The sequence below is a fragment of the Marinitenerispora sediminis genome (assembly GCF_003336425.1).
GTDB classification, from domain to species: domain Bacteria; phylum Actinomycetota; class Actinomycetes; order Streptosporangiales; family Streptosporangiaceae; genus Marinitenerispora; species Marinitenerispora sediminis.
The window spans coordinates 1-16,465 of sequence record NZ_QEIO01000054.1; the positions used below are offsets into that span (position 1 = coordinate 1).

Sequence of the window (16,465 nt, forward strand, 5' to 3'; positions counted from 1 at the left end):
GCCCCGCCCCGCACGGCCCGCACCGGCCCTCCGCCGGGCCCCGGCCCGCACGGCTGCCCCCGGCCGCAGGTCGCGGCCGTCACCGCCGCAGCCCGGCCCCCGGCGGCCGCTCAGCACTCGGGGAGCAGCTGGGTGCGCAGCTTCGCGAGGGTGGCGCCGAGCGTGCGCGACACGTGCATCTGGGACAGCCCCACGAGTTCGGCGATCTGCGCCTGGGTCTTGTTGCCCGCGAAACGCAGCAGCAGGATGCGGCGCTCCCGCGGCGGCAGCCCGGCCAGCGCGGGCCGCAGCGCGGTGCGGTCCACCACGCTCTCCAGGTCGAGGTCCTCCTCGCCCAGCGTGTCGCCGAGCGTCTTCTCCTCCTCGTCGGCCCCGTAGGGGACGTTGAGGGACAGGGTGCTGTAGGCGGCGGAGGCGTCGATCAGCTCGATCGTCTCCTCCTCGCTCATCTCCAGCAGTTTCGCGGTCTCCGCCACCGTGGGCGAGCGTCCGTGCTCCTGGGCGAACGACGCGGTCACGCGATTGAGCTCCGACCTCTTCTCCTGGTATTTGCGCGGCACTCGGATGGCCCACGTGCGGTCCCGGAAATGCCGCTTGACCTCACCGGTCATCATGGGAAGCGCATAGGAGATGAATTCTTTTCCGTAATCGGGGTTGAAATCGCGGATGGCCTGCACGAGACCGACCGTCGCGACCTGTCGCAGATCCTCCTCCGGCTCTCCGCGGTTGCGATACTGCCGGGCGATTCGCCGCACCACCGGCAAATGCAGTTCGGTCAACCGGTGGTAGATCCGCTCCCGCCGCGGATCTCCGGCCTCGATGTCGGCCAGCTCGGCGAGCAGCTCCCGGGTCTGCCGGCGGTACTCCTCGTCGGACTCGCGTCGCGACGGCCGGCGGGCCTGCGGTGCCCTCGTCGGGCTCTCCGTGTGGAGTGTGTTCGATGCAGACATCGAAGAACGCCCTCCAGTGCGCTCGAAAAAAGCAGAAAACCGCGCGATGCGCTTGAGTTGGTGAACCCCGGATACGGGGAACGTCGGAATCGGACTGGCGATTCCGGCAAAGCCACTGGCGAATCGACGCAGCAGCCCGGTACCATCCGCCCGACCCCGAGCGGCGGCGGGTGTCACCCCGTTCCCCGATAATCCGCAGGATGCGCTGTCGAACCCGTGGCACAACACATCCGAGTGTAGGTAACGGGTGGCGGGAATGAAACAGGCCCAGGATGTTATAGCAACGTTTTACGGGGAATTCGCATGCACGGCGGGACCTCGGGTAGCGAATGTGCGCAGGAACGCTCGGCGCAGCCCGGCCCGCCGTGCGTCTCCGCAGCGCCCGGGCACGGGAGACGTACGGGGAGGTCCAGGGGTGACACCTGACGACGTGATTGCCCGATCGCAGGTTTCGGTCGTGGTGGCCACCCGCGACCGGCGCGCCGAGCTGGCGCGCACGCTGGGCCGGCTCACCGCGCTGCGTCCCCGGCCACCCGTCATCGTGGTGGACAACGCCTCCTCGGACGGCACCTCGGCGTTCGCCCGCCGGATGTTCCCGGACGTCACCGTCGTCACCCTCCCCGAGAACCGCGGCGCGGCGGCCCGCAACGTGGGCGTCGAGCTGGCCGAGACGCCCTACGTGGCCTTCAGCGACGACGACTCGTGGTGGGAGCCCGGCGCGCTGGAGCGCGCGGCCGCCGTACTCGGCGCGCATCCGCGGCTCGGACTGGTCGCCGCGGCGGTCCTCGTGGGCGACGCCGCCCGGCCCGACCCCGTCAACGAGCTGCTGGCCGGGGGCCTGCCGGCCGGCCCCGGGCCCGTGCCCGGCCCCCGCGTGCTCGGCTTCCTGGCGTGCGCGGCCGTCGTCCGCAGGGCGGCGTTCCGGCAGGTCGGCGGCTTCAGCGACCTGCTCTTCTTCTGCGGCGAGGAGGCGCTGCTCGCCCAGGACCTCACCGCGGCCGGCTGGGAGTGCCGCCACCTGCCCGAGGTCCGCGCCCACCACCACCCCTCCCGGCACCGTCCGCCGGGCGGATGGCGAAGGCGGCTGGAACGCCGCAACACCGTGCTGACCGCCTGGCTGCGCCGCCCGCTGCGGCGCGCCACCGCCGAGACCCTCGGCCTGGCACGCGATGCCGCCGCCGACCGCGACGCCCGCCGCGCCCTGGCCGGTGCGCTGCGCCGGCTGCCCGCCGCCGTACTGGACCGCCGCCCGCTGCCCCGCCCGGTCGAGCGGGACCTGCGCCTCCTGGAGGCCCGATGAGCGCCCCGGCGGTCAGCATCGTGCTCATCACCCACGAGCGCCGGGCGGAGGTGCTGCGCACCCTCGACCGGTTGGCGGCCCTGCCGGAGCGCCCGCCCGTCGTCGTCGTGGACAACGGGTCCGCCGACGGGACGGCCGCCGCCGTGCGGGCCCGCCATCCCGGCGTGCGGCTGATCCGGCTGGCGGCCAACCTCGGGGCCGTGGCCCGCAACGTCGGCGTCGCCGCCATCGACACCCCCTACGTCGCCTTCTGCGACGACGACACCTGGTGGGAGCCCGGCGCGCTGGCCCTCGCCGCCGACCTGCTGGACCGGCACCCCTCCGTGGCAGTGCTCACCGGCCGCATCCTGGTCGAACCGGGGGGCCGGGAGGACCCCATCACCCCGGAACTGCGCGACTCGCCGGTGCCGGCCCCGCCGGGGTTGCCCGGCCCCGCGCTGCTCGGCATCCTCGCCGGGGCGTCGGTGCTGCGGGTCGCCGCCTTCCGGGAGGTCGGCGGGTTCTCCCGGCGGCTCTGGCTGGGCGGCGAGGAGGAGCTGCTCTCCCTCGACCTGGCCGCCCGCGGCTGGTGGCTGTGCTGGATCGAGGAGATGCGGGTGCACCACGCGCCGTCGCCCAGCCGCGACGGGCGGCGCCGGCGCCGGCTGGGCATCCGCAACACCCTGTGGACCGCCTGGCTGCGCCGTCCGGTCCCCGGTGCCGCCCGCCACACCGCCGACGTGCTGCGCGGCGCCCCGCGCGACCTGGTCACCGCCGCGGCCGTCGCCGAGGCCGTGGCCGGGCTGCCGTGGGTGCTGCGGGAGCGCCGCCCGGTGCCGGAGTCGGTCGAGCACGGGCTGCGGCTGCTGGCCGAGCCCCGGCGCAACTCCGCCGCCCGGCGATACGTGGGCTGAGCCGCCGTAGCCGCCCGGCACCCGAGCCGCCGGGAGTGGATGGAGTGGGCGGCGGCCCGGGTGGTCGGCGCCGCGCCGGGCGCCGGTCGGCACCCGGCCGGGGCGGGCAGGCCGCGGACCGGTGGGACGACACTTCCGGACGAGCACCACTGTCGCGCCACAGGCGTCTCCGGTCCGCGGTGCGACCCCGCTACCCGCCACGGGCCCGAACATGCGCCGGCGGCGGCAGGAAACCGGCGCGGGCCGGACGGACCCGGGACCACCCGCATGTTTAGCGGGCGCGCGAACCGGCAGTGGGTGCAGAGGAGCAGCAGGACCGCGACGAGGGGGCGTCCCATGCGAGCCGTGACCTGGCAGGGACCGGAGGACGTGCGCACCGAGAACGTCCCCGACCCCCAGCTGCGCGAACCGACCGACGCGATCGTCCGGATCACCTCGACCGCCATCTGCGGGTCCGACCTGCACCTGTACTCGGTGCTGGGCATGTACATGGAGCCGGGCGACATCCTCGGGCACGAGCCGATGGGGGTGGTGGAGGAGGTCGGGAGCGAGGTCACCGCGATCGTGCCGGGCGACCGGGTGGTGATCCCGTTCAACGTCTCGTGCGGCCACTGCTACATGTGCCGGCTGAACTACTACTCGCAGTGTGAGACGACGCAGACCCCCGGCCACGGCGGCGCGCTCCTCGGCTACACCAAGCTCTACGGCCACGTACCGGGCGGGCAGGCGGAGTACCTGCGGGTACCGCAGGCGCACTTCGGCCCCATCCGGGTACCGGACGGCCTGCCCGACGAGCGGTTCCTGTTCCTGTCCGACGTGCTGCCCACCGCCTGGCAGGCCGTCGCCGACGCCGACGTGCCGCCCGCCGGCTCCGTCGCGGTGGTCGGCCTCGGACCGATCGGCCAGATGGCCGCCCGCATCGCCCTGGAGCGCGGGGCCGGGCGGGTCTTCGGCCTGGACCTGGTCCCGGAGCGGCTGGAGATGGCCCGCCGGCACGGCGTGGAGACCGTCGACGTCTCCGCCTGCGACCCGGTGGAGGCGGTGCGCGCGGAGACGGAGGGCCGCGGGACCGACTCCGTCATCGAGGCCGTCGGGATGGAGGCGCACGGCTCGCCGGTCGGCGCCCTCGCGCAGCGGGTCGTGCGCGCGCTGCCGGACCCGCTCGCCCGCCGCATGGCCGAGCAGGCCGGGGTGGACCGGATGTCCGCCCTCTACCTGGCGTTCGAGCTGGTGCGCCGGGCCGGCGCGGTGTCGATCAGCGGCGTCTACGGCGGCCAGGCCGACCCGCTGCCGATGATGGACCTCTTCGACAAGGCGGTGCAGATCCGGATGGGGCAGGCGAACGTGCGCCGGTGGACGGACGCCATCATGCCGCTGCTCACCGGCGACGAGGACCCCCTCGGCGTGGGCGACCTCACCACGCACGTCATGTCCCTGGACGACGCGCCGCTCGCCTACGAGCTGTTCCAGCAGAAGCGCGACGGCGCGATCAAGATGGTGCTGCGGCCCTGAGCGGCCCGGCGCACGGCCATGACACCCCGGGGGCGAGCCTCGGGGCGGACCCCGCGACGGAGGGAGACCGCGATGGGGTGGCGGACGACGACGGCGCTGGCCGCCGGCGCCGCGGCGGCGGCCCGGGTGCTCGCCCGACGCCCGGCCGACCTCGCCGGGCGGGTGGCGCTGGTCACCGGCGGTTCGCGCGGACTCGGCCTGCTGCTGGCGCGCGAACTCGGCCGGCAGGGCTGCCGGGTGGCGGTGTGCGCCCGCGATCCGGCCGAGCTCGACCGCGCCGAGCGGGATCTGCGCGACCGCGGGATCGAGGCGCTCGCCATCCCGTGCGACCTGCGCGAGCCCGGCACCGCCGAGCGGCTGGTCGAGGAGGTCACCGGCCGCCTCGGGCGCCTGGACGTGCTGGTGAACAACGCCGGCATCATCCAGGTCGGCGGCTTGGCGGCGCTGACCGAGCACGACTTCCACGACGCCATGGACACCATGTTCTGGGGCCCGCTGCGGACCAGCCTCGCGGCCCTGCCGGAGCTGCGCGAGCGCCGCGGCCGGATCGTGGTGATCACCTCGATCGGCGGCCGGCTCAGCGTGCCGCACCTGCTGCCGTACTCGTGCGCCAAGTTCGCGGAGGTCGCGCTCTCGGAGGGCCTGGACGCCGAACTGGCCGGCAGCGGCGTGCGGGTCACGACCGTGGTCCCGTGGCTGATGCGCACCGGCTCGCACTGGCGCGCGACGTTCGCCGGCGCGCCCGCGCGCGAGTACACCTGGTTCGCGCTGGCGGCCGGGCTGCCGCTGGTCTCCATGGACGGCGAGCGCGCCGCGCGCCGGATCGTGCGGGCCGTGCGCCGGGGGCGCCGCCACCTGGTGCTGACCCCGATGGCGCGGGCCGCCGACCTCGCCCACGCGGCGCTGCCCGGGGCGACCCTGTGGGGCATGCGCGCCATGAATCGGCTGCTGCCGCGGCCGGCCGGGGAGCCGGCGGTCGGCGGACTCGACGCCGAGCGGCTCTCCGACAGCGCGCTGCGCCGCGCGCTCACCCGCTGGAACGACGAGGCGGGACGCAGGTTCAACCAGCTCCCCGACGGCCGGCGCCCGCAGCGCTCCGGCTGAGACCGGGGGCCGGATCCGGCCGGTGCCCGGTTACGGGCGCCGGCCGGGGCCATCGGGTAGCCTGGCGTCGTCGAACGGCACCGCGAACCGGGGAGGTGAGGCCCACCATGAGCCGACCTCCGAGTACCAGCCACCGGTAACCAGGGCGTCCCGGCAACCAGGCGTGCCCGCCGCCGCATGCGGCGCGGCCCGCTCCTCCCGGCCGCCCGTTTCGAAGCAGACGCCGGGAGACTCCCATGAACCAGCGCCGGATGCGCGGGTGGCTGCCCACCCTGCGCACGCCGCAGCACCCCAACCGCAACGGCGGGACCGCGCCCGCCCCCGAGTACTCGATGGACCCGCGCGCCGACGTGGAGCCGGGGCGCGCCCGGGCCCGCGTCGAGGAGAGCGTCGTCGACGCCGCCGTCTACGTCGACGGCCACCGCGAGTACGCCCCCACCGAGGTCGCCGGCATCTACCCGAGCCTGCCGCGCCGCCCCGGGGCCCTCGCCTGGATCGGCATGCACCGGCCCGACGAGTCCCAGCTGCTCGCGGTGGGCGAGGAGTTCGGGCTGCACCAGCTGGCGGTCGAGGACGCCATCGTCGCGCACCAGCGGCCCAAGCTGGAGCGCTACGGCGACACCCTCTTCGTGGTGCTGCGCGCCGCCCGGTACCTGGACGAGGCGGAGGAGGTGCGCTTCGGCGAGGTGCACGTGTTCACCGGCCCGCACTTCGTGCTCACCGTCCGCCACAGCCACGCCCCCGACCTCGGCGGCGTCCGCCGGCGGCTGGAGGCCGACCCCGCCCTGCTCGCGCGCGGTCCGGAGGCGGTGCTGTACGCCATCCTGGACGCCGTCGTGGACGGTTACGCCCCCGTCGTCGCCGGCCTGCAGAACGACATCGACGAGATCGAGACCCAGGTCTTCAACGGCGACCCCGCGGTGTCCCGGCGCATCTACGAGCTGTCCCGCGAGGTCATCGAGTTCCAGCGGGCCGCCCGCCCGCTGCTGGACATCCTCAGCGGGCTGGCCGCCGGCTTCGACAAGTACGGGACCGACGAGGAGCTCCAGCGCTACCTGCGCGACGTCGCCGACCACGCCACGACCGTGGCGGAGCGGGTCGACGGGTTCCGCCAGATGCTGGGCGACATCCTCACCGTCAACGCCACCCTGGTCAGCCAGGCGCAGAACGAGGAGATGAAGCACCTCACCCGGGCGAGCTACGCCCAGAGCGAGGAGGTCAAGAAGATCTCCGCCTGGGCGGCCATCCTGTTCGCCCCGACCCTGGTGGGCACCGTCTACGGCATGAACTTCACCGACATGCCCGAGCTGCGCTGGCCGTTCGGGTACCCCCTCGCCCTCGTGCTCATGCTGCTGGTGTGCGTCATGCTCTACGCCGTCTTCAAGCGGCGGAACTGGCTGTAGCCGCCCGTCCCGGCCGCCGGCGCCGGCCGCCCCGCTCGGCCGCTCACCGGCGGGCGTGCAGCAGGAAGGTCGAGGGAAGCCGCCGGCGCAGCGCCTCCGGCATGTTCGGGAACTCCGCCCAGTAGGCGTCCGGCAGTTCGGCCAGCCGGGTGAGGGTCAGCCCGGCGTCGAGCAGGGCCTGCACCACCTGGCCGATGGTCCACAGCCGCTCGTACTTCACCGCCGGCTCCTCCGCCAGCGCACCGATGTACTCGGCCGACCAGCCGGCGTTGCTCTCGGCGTGGGCGAAGTAGTCGATGCCGCTGTAGCGCGGGTGCGCGGGCTCCCGGTCGAACAGCGATGCGGCGGGGTGGTTGTCGAAGACCGACAGCAGCCCGCCCGGCCGCAGCAGCCGGGCGACCACGGCGGCCCAGCCGTCGAGGTCGTGGAGCCAGCACAGCGCGCCGCGGCCGGTGTAGACGAGGTCGGCGGTGCCGTCGAGCTCGCGCGGGGTGTCGAGCACGTCGCAGGCGTGGAAGACCGCCGGCGCGCCGAGCGCCGCGGCCGCCGCGCGCGCGTTGGCCACGTGCGCCGCGGAGATGTCGACCCCCACGACCTCGCCGGCGCCCTCGGCCAGCAGGGACAGCGTGTCCTCGCCGGAGGCGCACTGCAGGTGCACCGCCCGGCGGCACCACGGCGCGAGGTCGCCCAGCGCGGCGCGCTCCACCGGGTGCACGGAGGAGCGCCCGGCGCGCAGCCGCTCCACGGCGGCCGGCAGGTCCTCGGTGTAGCGGACCGCGGCCTGGTCCCAGGCGGCGCGGTTGGCGGCGTGCCGGCGGCGGACCTCCGGCGTCCCCCGTGCGGGCTCGATGACGGCGGCGTCGTCAGGGGCGCGCTCGGCCACGGAGGTCCTTCCGTCCTGGGTGCGGTCCCGTGGACCCTAGCGGCCCCGCCCCGGCGCGCGGAAGCGGTTTTCGCGCGCGGGGGCGCCCCGACCGGTCAGGCCGCGCCGATGGCGTCGAGGGAGGCGCGCAGGTCGGCCAGCGTCGACTCCGGCAGCGGCGCGGACCCGGTCTCCTCCGAGGCCGCCCGCTGGCCCTCCTCGCTCAGGACGTAGCGCAGGAAACCGGTGACCCGCTCCGCCTCGGCGGCGTCGGCGTAGCGCAGGCAGGCGACCTCGTAGCTGACCAGCACGACGGGGTAGGTGCCGGGCTCGGTGGTCGCGTAGTCGAGTTCGAGCGCGTGGTCGTGCTCGCTGCCGCCGGGGCGCTGCGGCGAGGCGGCGACGACGGCCGCGGCCGCCTCCGGGTCCGGTGCGACGAACTCGTCGCCCACGCCCACCCGCACGGTGGACAGCGACCCCACGTGCGACGCCTCCACGTAGCCGATGGTGCCGTCGCCCCCCTCCAGGGCCTGGGCCACCCCGCTGTTGCCCTGGGCCGCCTCCACGGCGGGGACCGGCCACTGGCCGCTCGCCTCGTAGGGCCAGGCGTCCGCGGCCGCGGCGGAGAGGTAGGCGGTGAAGTTCTCGGTGGTGCCCGACTCGTCGGACCTGCTCACCGGGGTGATCCGGTCGTGCGGGAGGTCGGTACCGGGGTTGCTCGCGGCGATGGCGGGGTCGTCCCAGAACGTGATCTCGCCGGCGAACACGCGCGCGATGGTCTCGGGGGTCATGTTCAGCGAGTCCACCCCCTCCAGGTGGAACACCACGGCGATCGGCACCACGTAGGCCGGGAGGTTGATCGCCTCCGAGCCGTGGCACCGGGGGGCGGCGTCGGCGGCCTCCTCGGGGTCCAGCGCGGCGTCGGAGCCGGCGAAGGCGACCGCGCCGTCGACGAACTGGCTGCGGCCGCCGCCGGACCCGATGGCGTCGTAGTACACCCGGGAGTCCTCGCACGCCGTCTGGTAGCCGGCGATCCACACCTGCATGGCGTTCTCCTGGGCGCTGGAGCCGGACCCGGAGAGGCTGCCGGGGGGGCACTCCAGGTCGGCCGGCACCGGCAGGCGCTCGTTACCGCGCACGGCGTTGTCGCTGCCGCAGCCCGCGGTCGCGGCCAACACGCCGATGAGTGCGATCGCGGACAGCCCGCGGGAGGTCGACGGCAACACGGTTCTCTCGATTCCCCTTCCGCCCGCCGAGGGGCCGGTGCGGCCGCTCCCGGTGCTGGGCGCCTCGACGGTGTGGTGAACGTGGGACGACGAGCAATCTAACAACACATGTCCGGTTCGGCCGACTCGGCTCCGCCGCGGGTCGCGCGGCGGGCGGCCCTGACATGCCGGGGAGTGCGCCCGACCGCGGCCGGAGCGGCCGGCCGGCGCGCGGGCGCGGGAATTGAGGGCAGGTTGGGCTGTCTGTATGCTGCCGTCCCTAATTGCGATCTTCGTCCGGATCGTCACGTTGTGGGATGGAAGAGGTGTTTCGTGTGGAAGCGGCGGCAGAGATCGACCATTTCAGCTACGGGTGGGTGACCCCCGCCCTCGCCTACCTCTCCTCCTTCGTCGGCGCGCTCGTCGCGCTGCTCGCCACCTCCCGAGCCCGCCCCAGCGACGGCGCGCGGCGCGTCGGCTGGCTGGCCGTCGCCGCGGTCGCCCTCGGGTGCAGCAGCATCTGGTCGATGCACTTCATCGCGATGCTCGGCTTCGACGTGCACGGCACCGCCATCCGCTACGACGTCGGGCTCACGGTGCTCAGCCTGGTCCTCGCGGTGCTCGTGGTCGGCCTCGGCCTCGCCGTGGTCACAGCGGGGCGCGGCCGGCTCTGGTCGCTCGCGGTCGCCGGACCCGTCACCGGGCTGGGCGTCGCCGCGATGCACTACACCGGCATGTCCTCGATCCAGATGCACGGCACGGTCCACCACGACCGGACCTTCGTGGTGCTCTCCGTGGTGATCGCCGTCGTCGCCGCGACCGCGGCGCTGTGGGCCGCCCTCTACGTGCGCGGCCGCCCGGCCAGTGTCGCGGCCGCCCTCGTCATGGGGGTCGCCGTCTGCGCGATGCACTACACCGCCATGGCCGGCACCGGGGTGGAGCTCGTGCCCGACGCGCTGCTGCGCAGCCCGCCGCCCGGCGCGGCGGAGGCCGACTTCGTCCTGCCGCTCCTCCTCGGGGTGGGCCTGCCCACCATCCTGCTCGTCCAGCTCCTGCTCGTCACCGACAACGAGCGGCAGATCGAGCAGGAGCGCACGACGCGGCGCCGCTTCGACGCCCTGCGCCGCGCCGCGGAGGAGCCCGAGGGCACCGAGCCGCGGGGCGCGGCGGCACCGGCCGGGCCGGACATGTTCAGCGCCGCACCAGCAGCGCCACCGGATAGCGGTCCAGCAGGTCCGCCGCGCGGGCGGCGGTGAAGCCGTCAGGGCGGTCCGGCGCCAGGGCCCGGCCGGTGAGCAGGTCCGTCCAGCCGCCCGGCCCCGACGGCAGCGGCAGCAGGGTGCCGCGCCATCCGCCGGCCGCGGCCAGCCCGATCGGCAGCCGGGTGGCCACCGCGACCGTGTCCAGCTCGCGTCCGTCGCCCCGGGCGAAGGCCAGCAGGTGGCCGGCCGCCGCCCCCACCGGGGCCAGCGGGCGGTAGCCGATGAGCGGGCGCTCCCGCCGCAGGCGCAGCGCCTGGCGCACGACGTGCAGCTTCACCGCGCCGGTGGCGTCCAGCGGCGGCAGCCAGCCGGCCTCCAGCCGCTCCAGCAGCATCTCCCGGTGCGCGTAGTCCACCGGCCGGCGGTTGTCCGGATCCACCAGCGAGAAGTCCCACAGCTCGCTGCCCTGGTAGACGTCGGGCACGCCCGGCGCGGTGAGCTGCACGAGCTTCTGGCCGAGCGAGTTGCTCCAGCCGGGCCGGCGGATCCGCGCGACGAACGCCGCCACCTCCTCCGACAGCTCCCGGTCCGAGAGCACCTGCTCCGGCCACGCCCGGACCTCCGCCTCGAACTCCGGATCGGGGTCCACCCACGACGTCCGCAGCTTCGCCTCGCGGGCGGCCTTCTCCAGGTAGTCGCGCAGCCGCGCCGCGCTGATCGGCCACGCGCCCACGAGCGTCTGCCAGGCCAGCAGGTTCAACGCCGGCTCGGGCAGCCCGAGCCGCGCCGTCCACCGCCGGACCGCCGCCGCGAAGGCGCCGGGCACCTCGGCGAGCGCCGCCAGCCGGGCCCGCACGTCCTCCGACCGCTTGGTGTCGTGGGTGGACAGCGTCGTCATCGCGGCCGGCAGGCACGCCTCCCGCTCGGCCGCCCGCGCGTGGAACTCCGCCACCGGCACGCCGAACCGGTCCGGCGCACCGCCGACCTCGTTCAGTGCCGCGAACCGGGTGCACCGGTAGAAGGCCGTGTCCTCGGTCCCCTTGGCGACCACCATCCCGCTCGTCTGCTGGATCCGCCGGGCGAGCTCCCCGCGCGGATCGGCGCGGACCGCCGCGTCGATGCCCGCCAGGAGTTCCGCGAGGTCCGGGCGCCGGGCCCGCGCCCGCCGCACGGCGCGGGCCCAGGCCGGCTCGCCCTCCGGCAGATAGCAGCGGTAGACGTCGAAGGCGGCGAGCAGGGCGGCGACCGCGTCGCGCGCCGACTCCCGCGCGGCCCCCGGTAGCAGCGCCGCGATCCGGTCCACCTCGGCCACCAGCACCCGCTCGGCCACCAGCCGCCGGCTCTCCTCCTCGACCGCCGCCACGTCGGTGCGGACGCCGAGCGAGTCGGCCAGCTCCGTCAGCGGACCGGCCCCGGCGGGGTCGACGAACACGCCGCACACCTCGCGCAGCGCGTCGTAGCCGGTCGTGCCGGCGACCGGCCACGACGCCGGCAGGGACTCGCCCACGGCCAGGACCTTCTCCAGCACGATCCAGCCGCCGAAGGCGTCCCGCAGCCGGCGCGCGTAGCCGCCGGGGTCGCTCAGGCCGTCGGGGTGGTCCACCCGCAGGCCGTCGAGCTCCCCGGCCCGCGCCCACCGCAGGATCTCGGCGTGCGCGGCGGCGAACACGGCCGGGTCCTCCACCCGCACCGCGGCCAGCTCGGTGATGTCGAAGAAGCGCCGGTAGGCGAGCTCGGCGCCGGCGCGCCGCCACGACACCAGGCGGTAGTGCTGGCGTTCGTGCACCGCGCGGGGATCGTCCCCCGCCGCGTGGCTGCCCGGCGCGAGCGGGTAGCGGCGGTCGCCGTAGACCAGGCAGCCGTCGGCCACCGTCAGCTCCTCCAGCGCGGCGGCGCCGTCGTCGCCCTCGTCGGCGAGGACCGGGAGGCGCAGCGGGCCGCGGCTCCAGTCGATGTCGAAGCAGCAGGCGTAGCGCGACTCCGGGCCCGAGCGCAGCACGTCCCACCACCACCGGTTGGCCGCGGGGTCGGCCACCGACATGTGGTTCGGCACGATGTCCACCACGATCCCCATGCCGAGCTCGCGCAGCCGCGAGACCAGCGCCCGGCGCGCCCGGTCGCCGCCCAGGGCGGCGGACACCGCGGTCGGGTCCACCACGTCGTAGCCGTGGGCGGAGCCCGCGGCCGCCGCCAGCAGCGGCGAGGTGTACACGGCGCCCACCCCGAGCCGGCGGAGGTATCCGGCGAGGTCGGCGGCGTCGGCCAGCGTGAAGCCGGGCCGCAGCTGGAGGCGGTACGTGGACGTGGGTGGAGGGGCGGCTCCGGGCGTGCGGCCGCCGCCGGGCGCGGTGCCGCGCGCCGCGGTCCGCGGCTCCGTCACGTGATCCCGGTCGGGCACGCCCACCTCCACGTCGCGCCGCGGTGTCGTCGAAGGACGGGGAGCGGACCACGGCCGACCCGCACCGCCGCCGACCCGGACCGCCCGTGCGCGGCGGCCGGTCCGCCGGCCCCCGGTCCGGTGCCCGGTCTCGGGTGCGGCATACCCGCTCGGCGGCCCGGGGAAGCGGCCTCCGCCAGGCCGTTGCCCGGTGGCGGTGCGACGCACGCCGTATCCGGATCGTTCGGCGGGTAGCCGAAGCGGCGGCCCGACCGGGGGCCGGCGGAGCGGAGCCAGTGGCGGGTGGACCAGTGGCGGGTGGAGGGGAGGCCGGGCAGGACGCGGGCGGTGGCCGGGCACCGCGGCCCCGCGCCGCGGCGCCGCGGCGGGCGGCCGACCCCGCGCGGCTCGGCGACGCGGCCGTCGCAGAGCACGGGGGTGCCGCCAGGAGGGTGCCCTGGCCAGCGCACCGATCCCCCGCGACGATCTAGGGTTGGGGCGACGATCCCGGAACGGAAAGGCCGCCCCGTTGCCCACGCCCGCCGCACCCGACTCCGCCGCCCGCCGCACCGTGCTGCTGCTGAACGGGCCCAACCTCAACCTGCTGGGGGAGCGTGACCCGGCGCAGTACGGCACCACCACGCTCGCCGACATCGAGCGGCGGGTGCGCGGACTGGGCGCCGAACTGGGCGCCGCCGTGCGCTGCGAGCAGAGCAACCACGAGGGGGTGCTCGTCGACCTCGTGCACGAGGCGCGCGGCTACGACGGCATCGTGCTCAACCCGGGCGCGTTCGCGCACTACAGCATCGCGCTGCGCGACGCGATCGACGCGGTGGACACGCCCTGCGTCGAGGTGCACATCTCCAACGTGTACGCGAGGGAGGAGTTCCGGCACACCTCCGTGACCGCGCCGGTCGCCGCCGGCTACGTCGCGGGCTGCGGGGTGTTCGGCTACGAGCTGGCGCTGCGTGCGGTGCTGCACCGCGCCGCCGAGGCCGAAGCCCGCCGCTAGCCGCGCGGCCGGTGCCTTGTGCGGGCTGCCGCCCGAAGCGCCGCGGAGCTGCCGCCGCCCAACCGCCGCGGAGCTCCCGCCGAGCGCGGCCCCCGGCGTCCCTTCGGCCGGCCCGGCGGGCCGAAGGGACGCCGGGGGCCGGCCGGTGCCGGGTTCACTGCCAGGTGGTGTGCTCCGGCCGGACGTAGACGACCACGCGGTGCGTGTCCGGCCCGTCCCACGGGTAGACGTCCTGGCCGAGGTACTTGCTGGCCAGGCTGTTGATGAAGCTCCGGTCGGTGTCGTCCTCGATCCGCTCCACGGTGCCGCGGATCTCCAGGTACTGGTGCGGCTCGTCCGGGTCGTGCGCGGACAGCGCGATGCGCGGGTCCCGCCGCACGTTGCGGTACTTCTGCCGGTCGGTCGTCTGGCTGAACTTGACGAACTCGCCGTCCCAGTCGACCCACACGGGGTTGGACTGCGGTTCGCCCCGCGGCCCCAGCGTGGCCACGTGCGCGAACGCGCGCTTGCCCAGGATGTCCGCACGCTGCTCCGGAAGGATCGGCATGCCCGGCTCCTCTCTGCTCGGGTGCTCGGTGCGGGGCGGCGGGCGAGCCGCCCCGCACCGTCCCGGCTTCCCCGACCGCCGCCGCCCACACATCCGCGGGCCGGTGGCGTCAGGACTTGCCGCCCGAGTTCATCTGCGAGGCGATGAAGTGCCGCTGGAAGAGCAGGTACACGATGAGGACCGGGATGGTGGACAGCGTGGCCAGCGCGAGCTTGAGCGGGAACTGCTGCGCGCCGCCGAGGGGGCCCGCCGCCAGCCGGGCCAGGCCCAGGTTGAGCGTCTCGTAGGCCGGATCCGACGTCGCCACCAGGAAGTGCGTGAACTCGTTCCACGACCCCTGGAAGGACAGGATCGCCACCGTGATCAGCGCGGGCCGCACCAGCGGCAGCACCACGCGCCAGTAGGTGGTGAAGACGCCGGCGCCGTCCATCCGGGCCGCCTCCTCCAGCTCGCGCGGCACCTGCTCGAACGCGGTCTTCAGCAGCATGATGCCCACCGCGTCGCACAGCAGCGGCAGGATCATGCCGGCGTAGCTGTCGAAGATGCCGAGCTGCTTGAGCACCAGGAACTTCGGGATGAGCAGCACCACCCCGGGCACCGCCAGCACGGCCAGCACCAGGGCGTTGACCGCCGAGCGGCCCGCGAAGCGCAGCCGCGCCAGCGCGTAGCCGATGAGGCTGTCCACCAGCAGCCGGCCCACGGTGACCGACACGGTGACGAACAGCGAGTTGCCCAGCCAGCGGCCGATCGGCATGTCCAGCGCCGTGTCCAGACCGAACGCCCGGCGCCAGGCGTGCGCCGAGAACGGGTCGGGCAGCAGGGCCAGCGGGTTGGCCGCGGCGTCGGCGTCGGTCTTGACCGAGTTGGCGAGCTGCACGATGAAGGGGCCCAGGTACAGCACCGTCCCCACCGCGAGTACCGCGTAGCCCGCCACCCAGATCGCCGCCCGGCCGCGCACCAGCGGGCGCGCGGCCCGCGTCGCTTGCGCCATCAGTCCCTCTCCCTGCCGATCCAGCGCTGGACCACCGTCAGCACCACGATGATCGCGAAGAGCACGAACGCCATCGCCGCGCCCGCACCGAACTGCCCGTCGCCGAAACTGCGCGCGTAGGACAGGTAGGCGGGGGTGAGCGTGGTCTTGGCCGGCGACCCCTGCGACATGATGTACACCTGGTCGAACACCTGCCAGCTCGCGATGAGCGCCAGCGTCATCACCAGCGTCACGCTGCGCCGCATCAGCGGCAGTGTGACGTAGCGGAAGCGCTGCCAGGCCGACGCGCCGTCGATCATGGCCGCCTCGTACACCGAGGCCGGGATGTTCTGCAGCCCGGCCAGGAAGAACAGCATGAACGTGCCCGAGGACGCCCAGGTGGTCAGCGCGATGATCGCGCACATCGCCACCGACGGCCCGGACAGCCACTCCCACAGCGGCAGGCCGCCCAGGGTGCCGCCCGCCCACTCCGGCGTGCGGCCCGGCTCGGTCAGCCCGAGTGCGGCCATCAGGATGTGCAGCACGCCGCGCGAGTCGGTGAACCAGTTCGGGCCGTCCACCCCGGCCAGCGCCAGCAGGCCGTTGACCGCGCCCGATCCCTGGAACAGGAACAGGAAGACGATGCTGACGGCCACCGAGCTGGTGATGGACGGGAAGTAGAAGACGGTGCGGAAGAACCCCCGCCCCTTCAGGATCCGCTGGTTGACCACGAGCGCCAGGGCGAACGCCAGAGCCGTCACCGCCGGCACGTTCAGCGCGACGAAGTACACCGTGTTGCGCACGCTGACCATGAAGTCGCGGTGCAGCAGCGTGTCCTCGGCGAGCAGCCGCCGGTAGTTGTCGGCGCCGACGAACTCCTGGTCGCCGTCGAACGGGTTGGACTGGCCGTTCCAGTCCAGGAAGCTGACCCACAGCGCCATGAGCACCGGAGCCACCAGGAACAGCAGCAGGGCGAGCAGCGCCGGGGCGGACAGCAGCCATCCGGCGCGGGTCTCCTCCGCCCCCGTCGGCCGGCGCCGGCGCGGCGGGCGGAGCCGGCCGGACCGGGCCGGCCGTGGGGAGGGGGCCCCGCCGCCCGCGGGCGGGGCCGTGCGAGTCTCGGTCATC

15 protein-coding genes are annotated in these 16,465 nt (G+C 75.0%); 8 read left to right on the forward strand and 7 right to left on the reverse strand.

All coding sequences use genetic code 11. From position 1 onward, the window contains the following. Positions 1 to 110: 110 nt before the first annotated feature. Positions 111 to 950: an RNA polymerase sigma factor SigF gene (locus DEF28_RS12655; RefSeq protein WP_114397263.1), complete on the reverse strand. Its 840-nt coding sequence runs from the start codon at positions 948 to 950 to the stop codon at positions 111 to 113. Positions 951 to 1,365: 415 nt separating this feature from the next. Between DEF28_RS12655 and DEF28_RS12660 the strand changes: the two genes are divergently transcribed. The 5 genes from DEF28_RS12660 to DEF28_RS12680 all read left to right on the forward strand — a co-directional run bounded on the left by DEF28_RS12660 (position 1,366) and on the right by DEF28_RS12680 (position 7,162). After that, positions 1,366 to 2,250 carry a glycosyltransferase family 2 protein gene (locus DEF28_RS12660; RefSeq protein ID WP_233515271.1) on the forward strand — a complete coding sequence of 295 codons (885 nt, stop codon included), beginning with the start codon at positions 1,366 to 1,368 and terminating at the stop codon, positions 2,248 to 2,250. Further along, positions 2,247 to 3,143 carry a glycosyltransferase family 2 protein gene (locus tag DEF28_RS12665; protein ID WP_114397265.1) on the forward strand — a complete coding sequence of 299 codons (897 nt, stop codon included), beginning with the start codon at positions 2,247 to 2,249 and terminating at the stop codon, positions 3,141 to 3,143. Before DEF28_RS12660 ends, DEF28_RS12665 begins: the two co-directional genes overlap by 4 nt. Before the next feature lie 336 nt (positions 3,144 to 3,479). Next, positions 3,480 to 4,655, forward strand: a complete 1,176-nt coding sequence (locus DEF28_RS12670) for a zinc-dependent alcohol dehydrogenase (protein WP_114397266.1) — start codon at positions 3,480 to 3,482, stop codon at positions 4,653 to 4,655. 72 nt (positions 4,656 to 4,727) lie between these two features. Further along, complete coding sequence (locus DEF28_RS12675; protein ID WP_114397267.1) at positions 4,728 to 5,759, forward strand: SDR family NAD(P)-dependent oxidoreductase; 1,032 nt, start codon at positions 4,728 to 4,730, stop codon at positions 5,757 to 5,759. Positions 5,760 to 5,995: 236 nt separating this feature from the next. Next, positions 5,996 to 7,162 carry a magnesium and cobalt transport protein CorA gene (locus DEF28_RS12680; protein ID WP_114397268.1) on the forward strand — a complete coding sequence of 389 codons (1,167 nt, stop codon included), beginning with the start codon at positions 5,996 to 5,998 and terminating at the stop codon, positions 7,160 to 7,162. Positions 7,163 to 7,205: 43 nt separating this feature from the next. On the opposite strand, the gene DEF28_RS12685 is transcribed toward DEF28_RS12680, so the two are convergent. Together DEF28_RS12685 and pstS are read right to left on the reverse strand one after the other, a co-directional pair. Continuing rightward, complete coding sequence (locus DEF28_RS12685) at positions 7,206 to 8,045, reverse strand: class I SAM-dependent methyltransferase (protein ID WP_114397269.1); 840 nt, start codon at positions 8,043 to 8,045, stop codon at positions 7,206 to 7,208. A gap of 95 nt (positions 8,046 to 8,140) precedes the next feature. Next, positions 8,141 to 9,250 (reverse strand): phosphate ABC transporter substrate-binding protein PstS, encoded by a 1,110-nt coding sequence (pstS, locus tag DEF28_RS12690; protein WP_114397270.1) that lies wholly within the window; start codon positions 9,248 to 9,250, stop codon positions 8,141 to 8,143. Between pstS and DEF28_RS28820 the strand changes: the two genes are divergently transcribed. Together DEF28_RS28820 and DEF28_RS12695 are read left to right on the forward strand one after the other, a co-directional pair. Next, positions 9,207 to 9,329, forward strand: a complete 123-nt coding sequence (locus DEF28_RS28820; RefSeq protein WP_258862093.1) for a hypothetical protein — start codon at positions 9,207 to 9,209, stop codon at positions 9,327 to 9,329. The genes pstS and DEF28_RS28820 overlap by 44 nt on opposite strands. A 235-nt stretch (positions 9,330 to 9,564) precedes the next feature. Then, positions 9,565 to 10,485, forward strand: a complete 921-nt coding sequence (locus DEF28_RS12695) for an MHYT domain-containing protein (protein WP_158562807.1) — start codon at positions 9,565 to 9,567, stop codon at positions 10,483 to 10,485. Here the strand turns inward: DEF28_RS12695 and treY are convergent. Next, a complete protein-coding gene (gene treY, locus DEF28_RS12700) occupies positions 10,421 to 12,715 on the reverse strand; it encodes a malto-oligosyltrehalose synthase (RefSeq protein WP_233515274.1) in 2,295 nt (764 codons plus the stop codon). The two genes, DEF28_RS12695 and treY, sit on opposite strands and share 65 nt — an antisense overlap. A gap of 622 nt (positions 12,716 to 13,337) precedes the next feature. On the opposite strand from treY, the gene aroQ reads away from it, so the two are divergent. Beyond that, on the forward strand, positions 13,338 to 13,820 hold the full coding sequence (gene aroQ, locus DEF28_RS12705) for a type II 3-dehydroquinate dehydratase (protein ID WP_114397291.1): 483 nt from the start codon (positions 13,338 to 13,340) through the stop codon (positions 13,818 to 13,820). Positions 13,821 to 13,974: 154 nt separating this feature from the next. Here the strand turns inward: aroQ and DEF28_RS12710 are convergent, their stop codons facing one another. From DEF28_RS12710 to DEF28_RS12720, 3 genes are all read right to left on the reverse strand, one after another. Then, positions 13,975 to 14,367, reverse strand: coding sequence for a PPOX class F420-dependent oxidoreductase (locus tag DEF28_RS12710; RefSeq protein ID WP_114397272.1), 393 nt, complete (start codon positions 14,365 to 14,367; stop codon positions 13,975 to 13,977). A gap of 109 nt (positions 14,368 to 14,476) precedes the next feature. Continuing rightward, on the reverse strand, positions 14,477 to 15,358 hold the full coding sequence (locus DEF28_RS12715; protein WP_114397273.1) for a carbohydrate ABC transporter permease: 882 nt from the start codon (positions 15,356 to 15,358) through the stop codon (positions 14,477 to 14,479). Continuing rightward, complete coding sequence (locus tag DEF28_RS12720; RefSeq protein ID WP_114397274.1) at positions 15,358 to 16,464, reverse strand: carbohydrate ABC transporter permease; 1,107 nt, start codon at positions 16,462 to 16,464, stop codon at positions 15,358 to 15,360. The genes DEF28_RS12715 and DEF28_RS12720 overlap by 1 nt, the downstream gene beginning before the upstream one ends. Between the last annotated feature and the right edge of the window lies 1 nt (position 16,465).

What these genes read in the sequence shown, in the direction of transcription:
- DEF28_RS12655 (WP_114397263.1), bottom strand. Translation starts at nt 950, where the DNA reads ATGTCTGCATCGAACACACTCCACACGGAGAGCCCGACGAGGGCACCG.
- DEF28_RS12665 (WP_114397265.1), top strand. Translation starts at nt 2,247, where the DNA reads ATGAGCGCCCCGGCGGTCAGCATCGTGCTCATCACCCACGAGCGCCGG.
- DEF28_RS12670 (WP_114397266.1), top strand. Translation starts at nt 3,480, where the DNA reads ATGCGAGCCGTGACCTGGCAGGGACCGGAGGACGTGCGCACCGAGAAC.
- DEF28_RS12675 (WP_114397267.1), top strand. Translation starts at nt 4,728, where the DNA reads ATGGGGTGGCGGACGACGACGGCGCTGGCCGCCGGCGCCGCGGCGGCG.
- DEF28_RS12680 (WP_114397268.1), top strand. Translation starts at nt 5,996, where the DNA reads ATGAACCAGCGCCGGATGCGCGGGTGGCTGCCCACCCTGCGCACGCCG.
- DEF28_RS28820 (WP_258862093.1), top strand. Translation starts at nt 9,207, where the DNA reads ATGAGTGCGATCGCGGACAGCCCGCGGGAGGTCGACGGCAACACGGTT.
- DEF28_RS12710 (WP_114397272.1), bottom strand. Translation starts at nt 14,367, where the DNA reads ATGCCGATCCTTCCGGAGCAGCGTGCGGACATCCTGGGCAAGCGCGCG.
- DEF28_RS12715 (WP_114397273.1), bottom strand. Translation starts at nt 15,358, where the DNA reads ATGGCGCAAGCGACGCGGGCCGCGCGCCCGCTGGTGCGCGGCCGGGCG.
- DEF28_RS12720 (WP_114397274.1), bottom strand. Translation starts at nt 16,464, where the DNA reads ATGACCGAGACTCGCACGGCCCCGCCCGCGGGCGGCGGGGCCCCCTCC.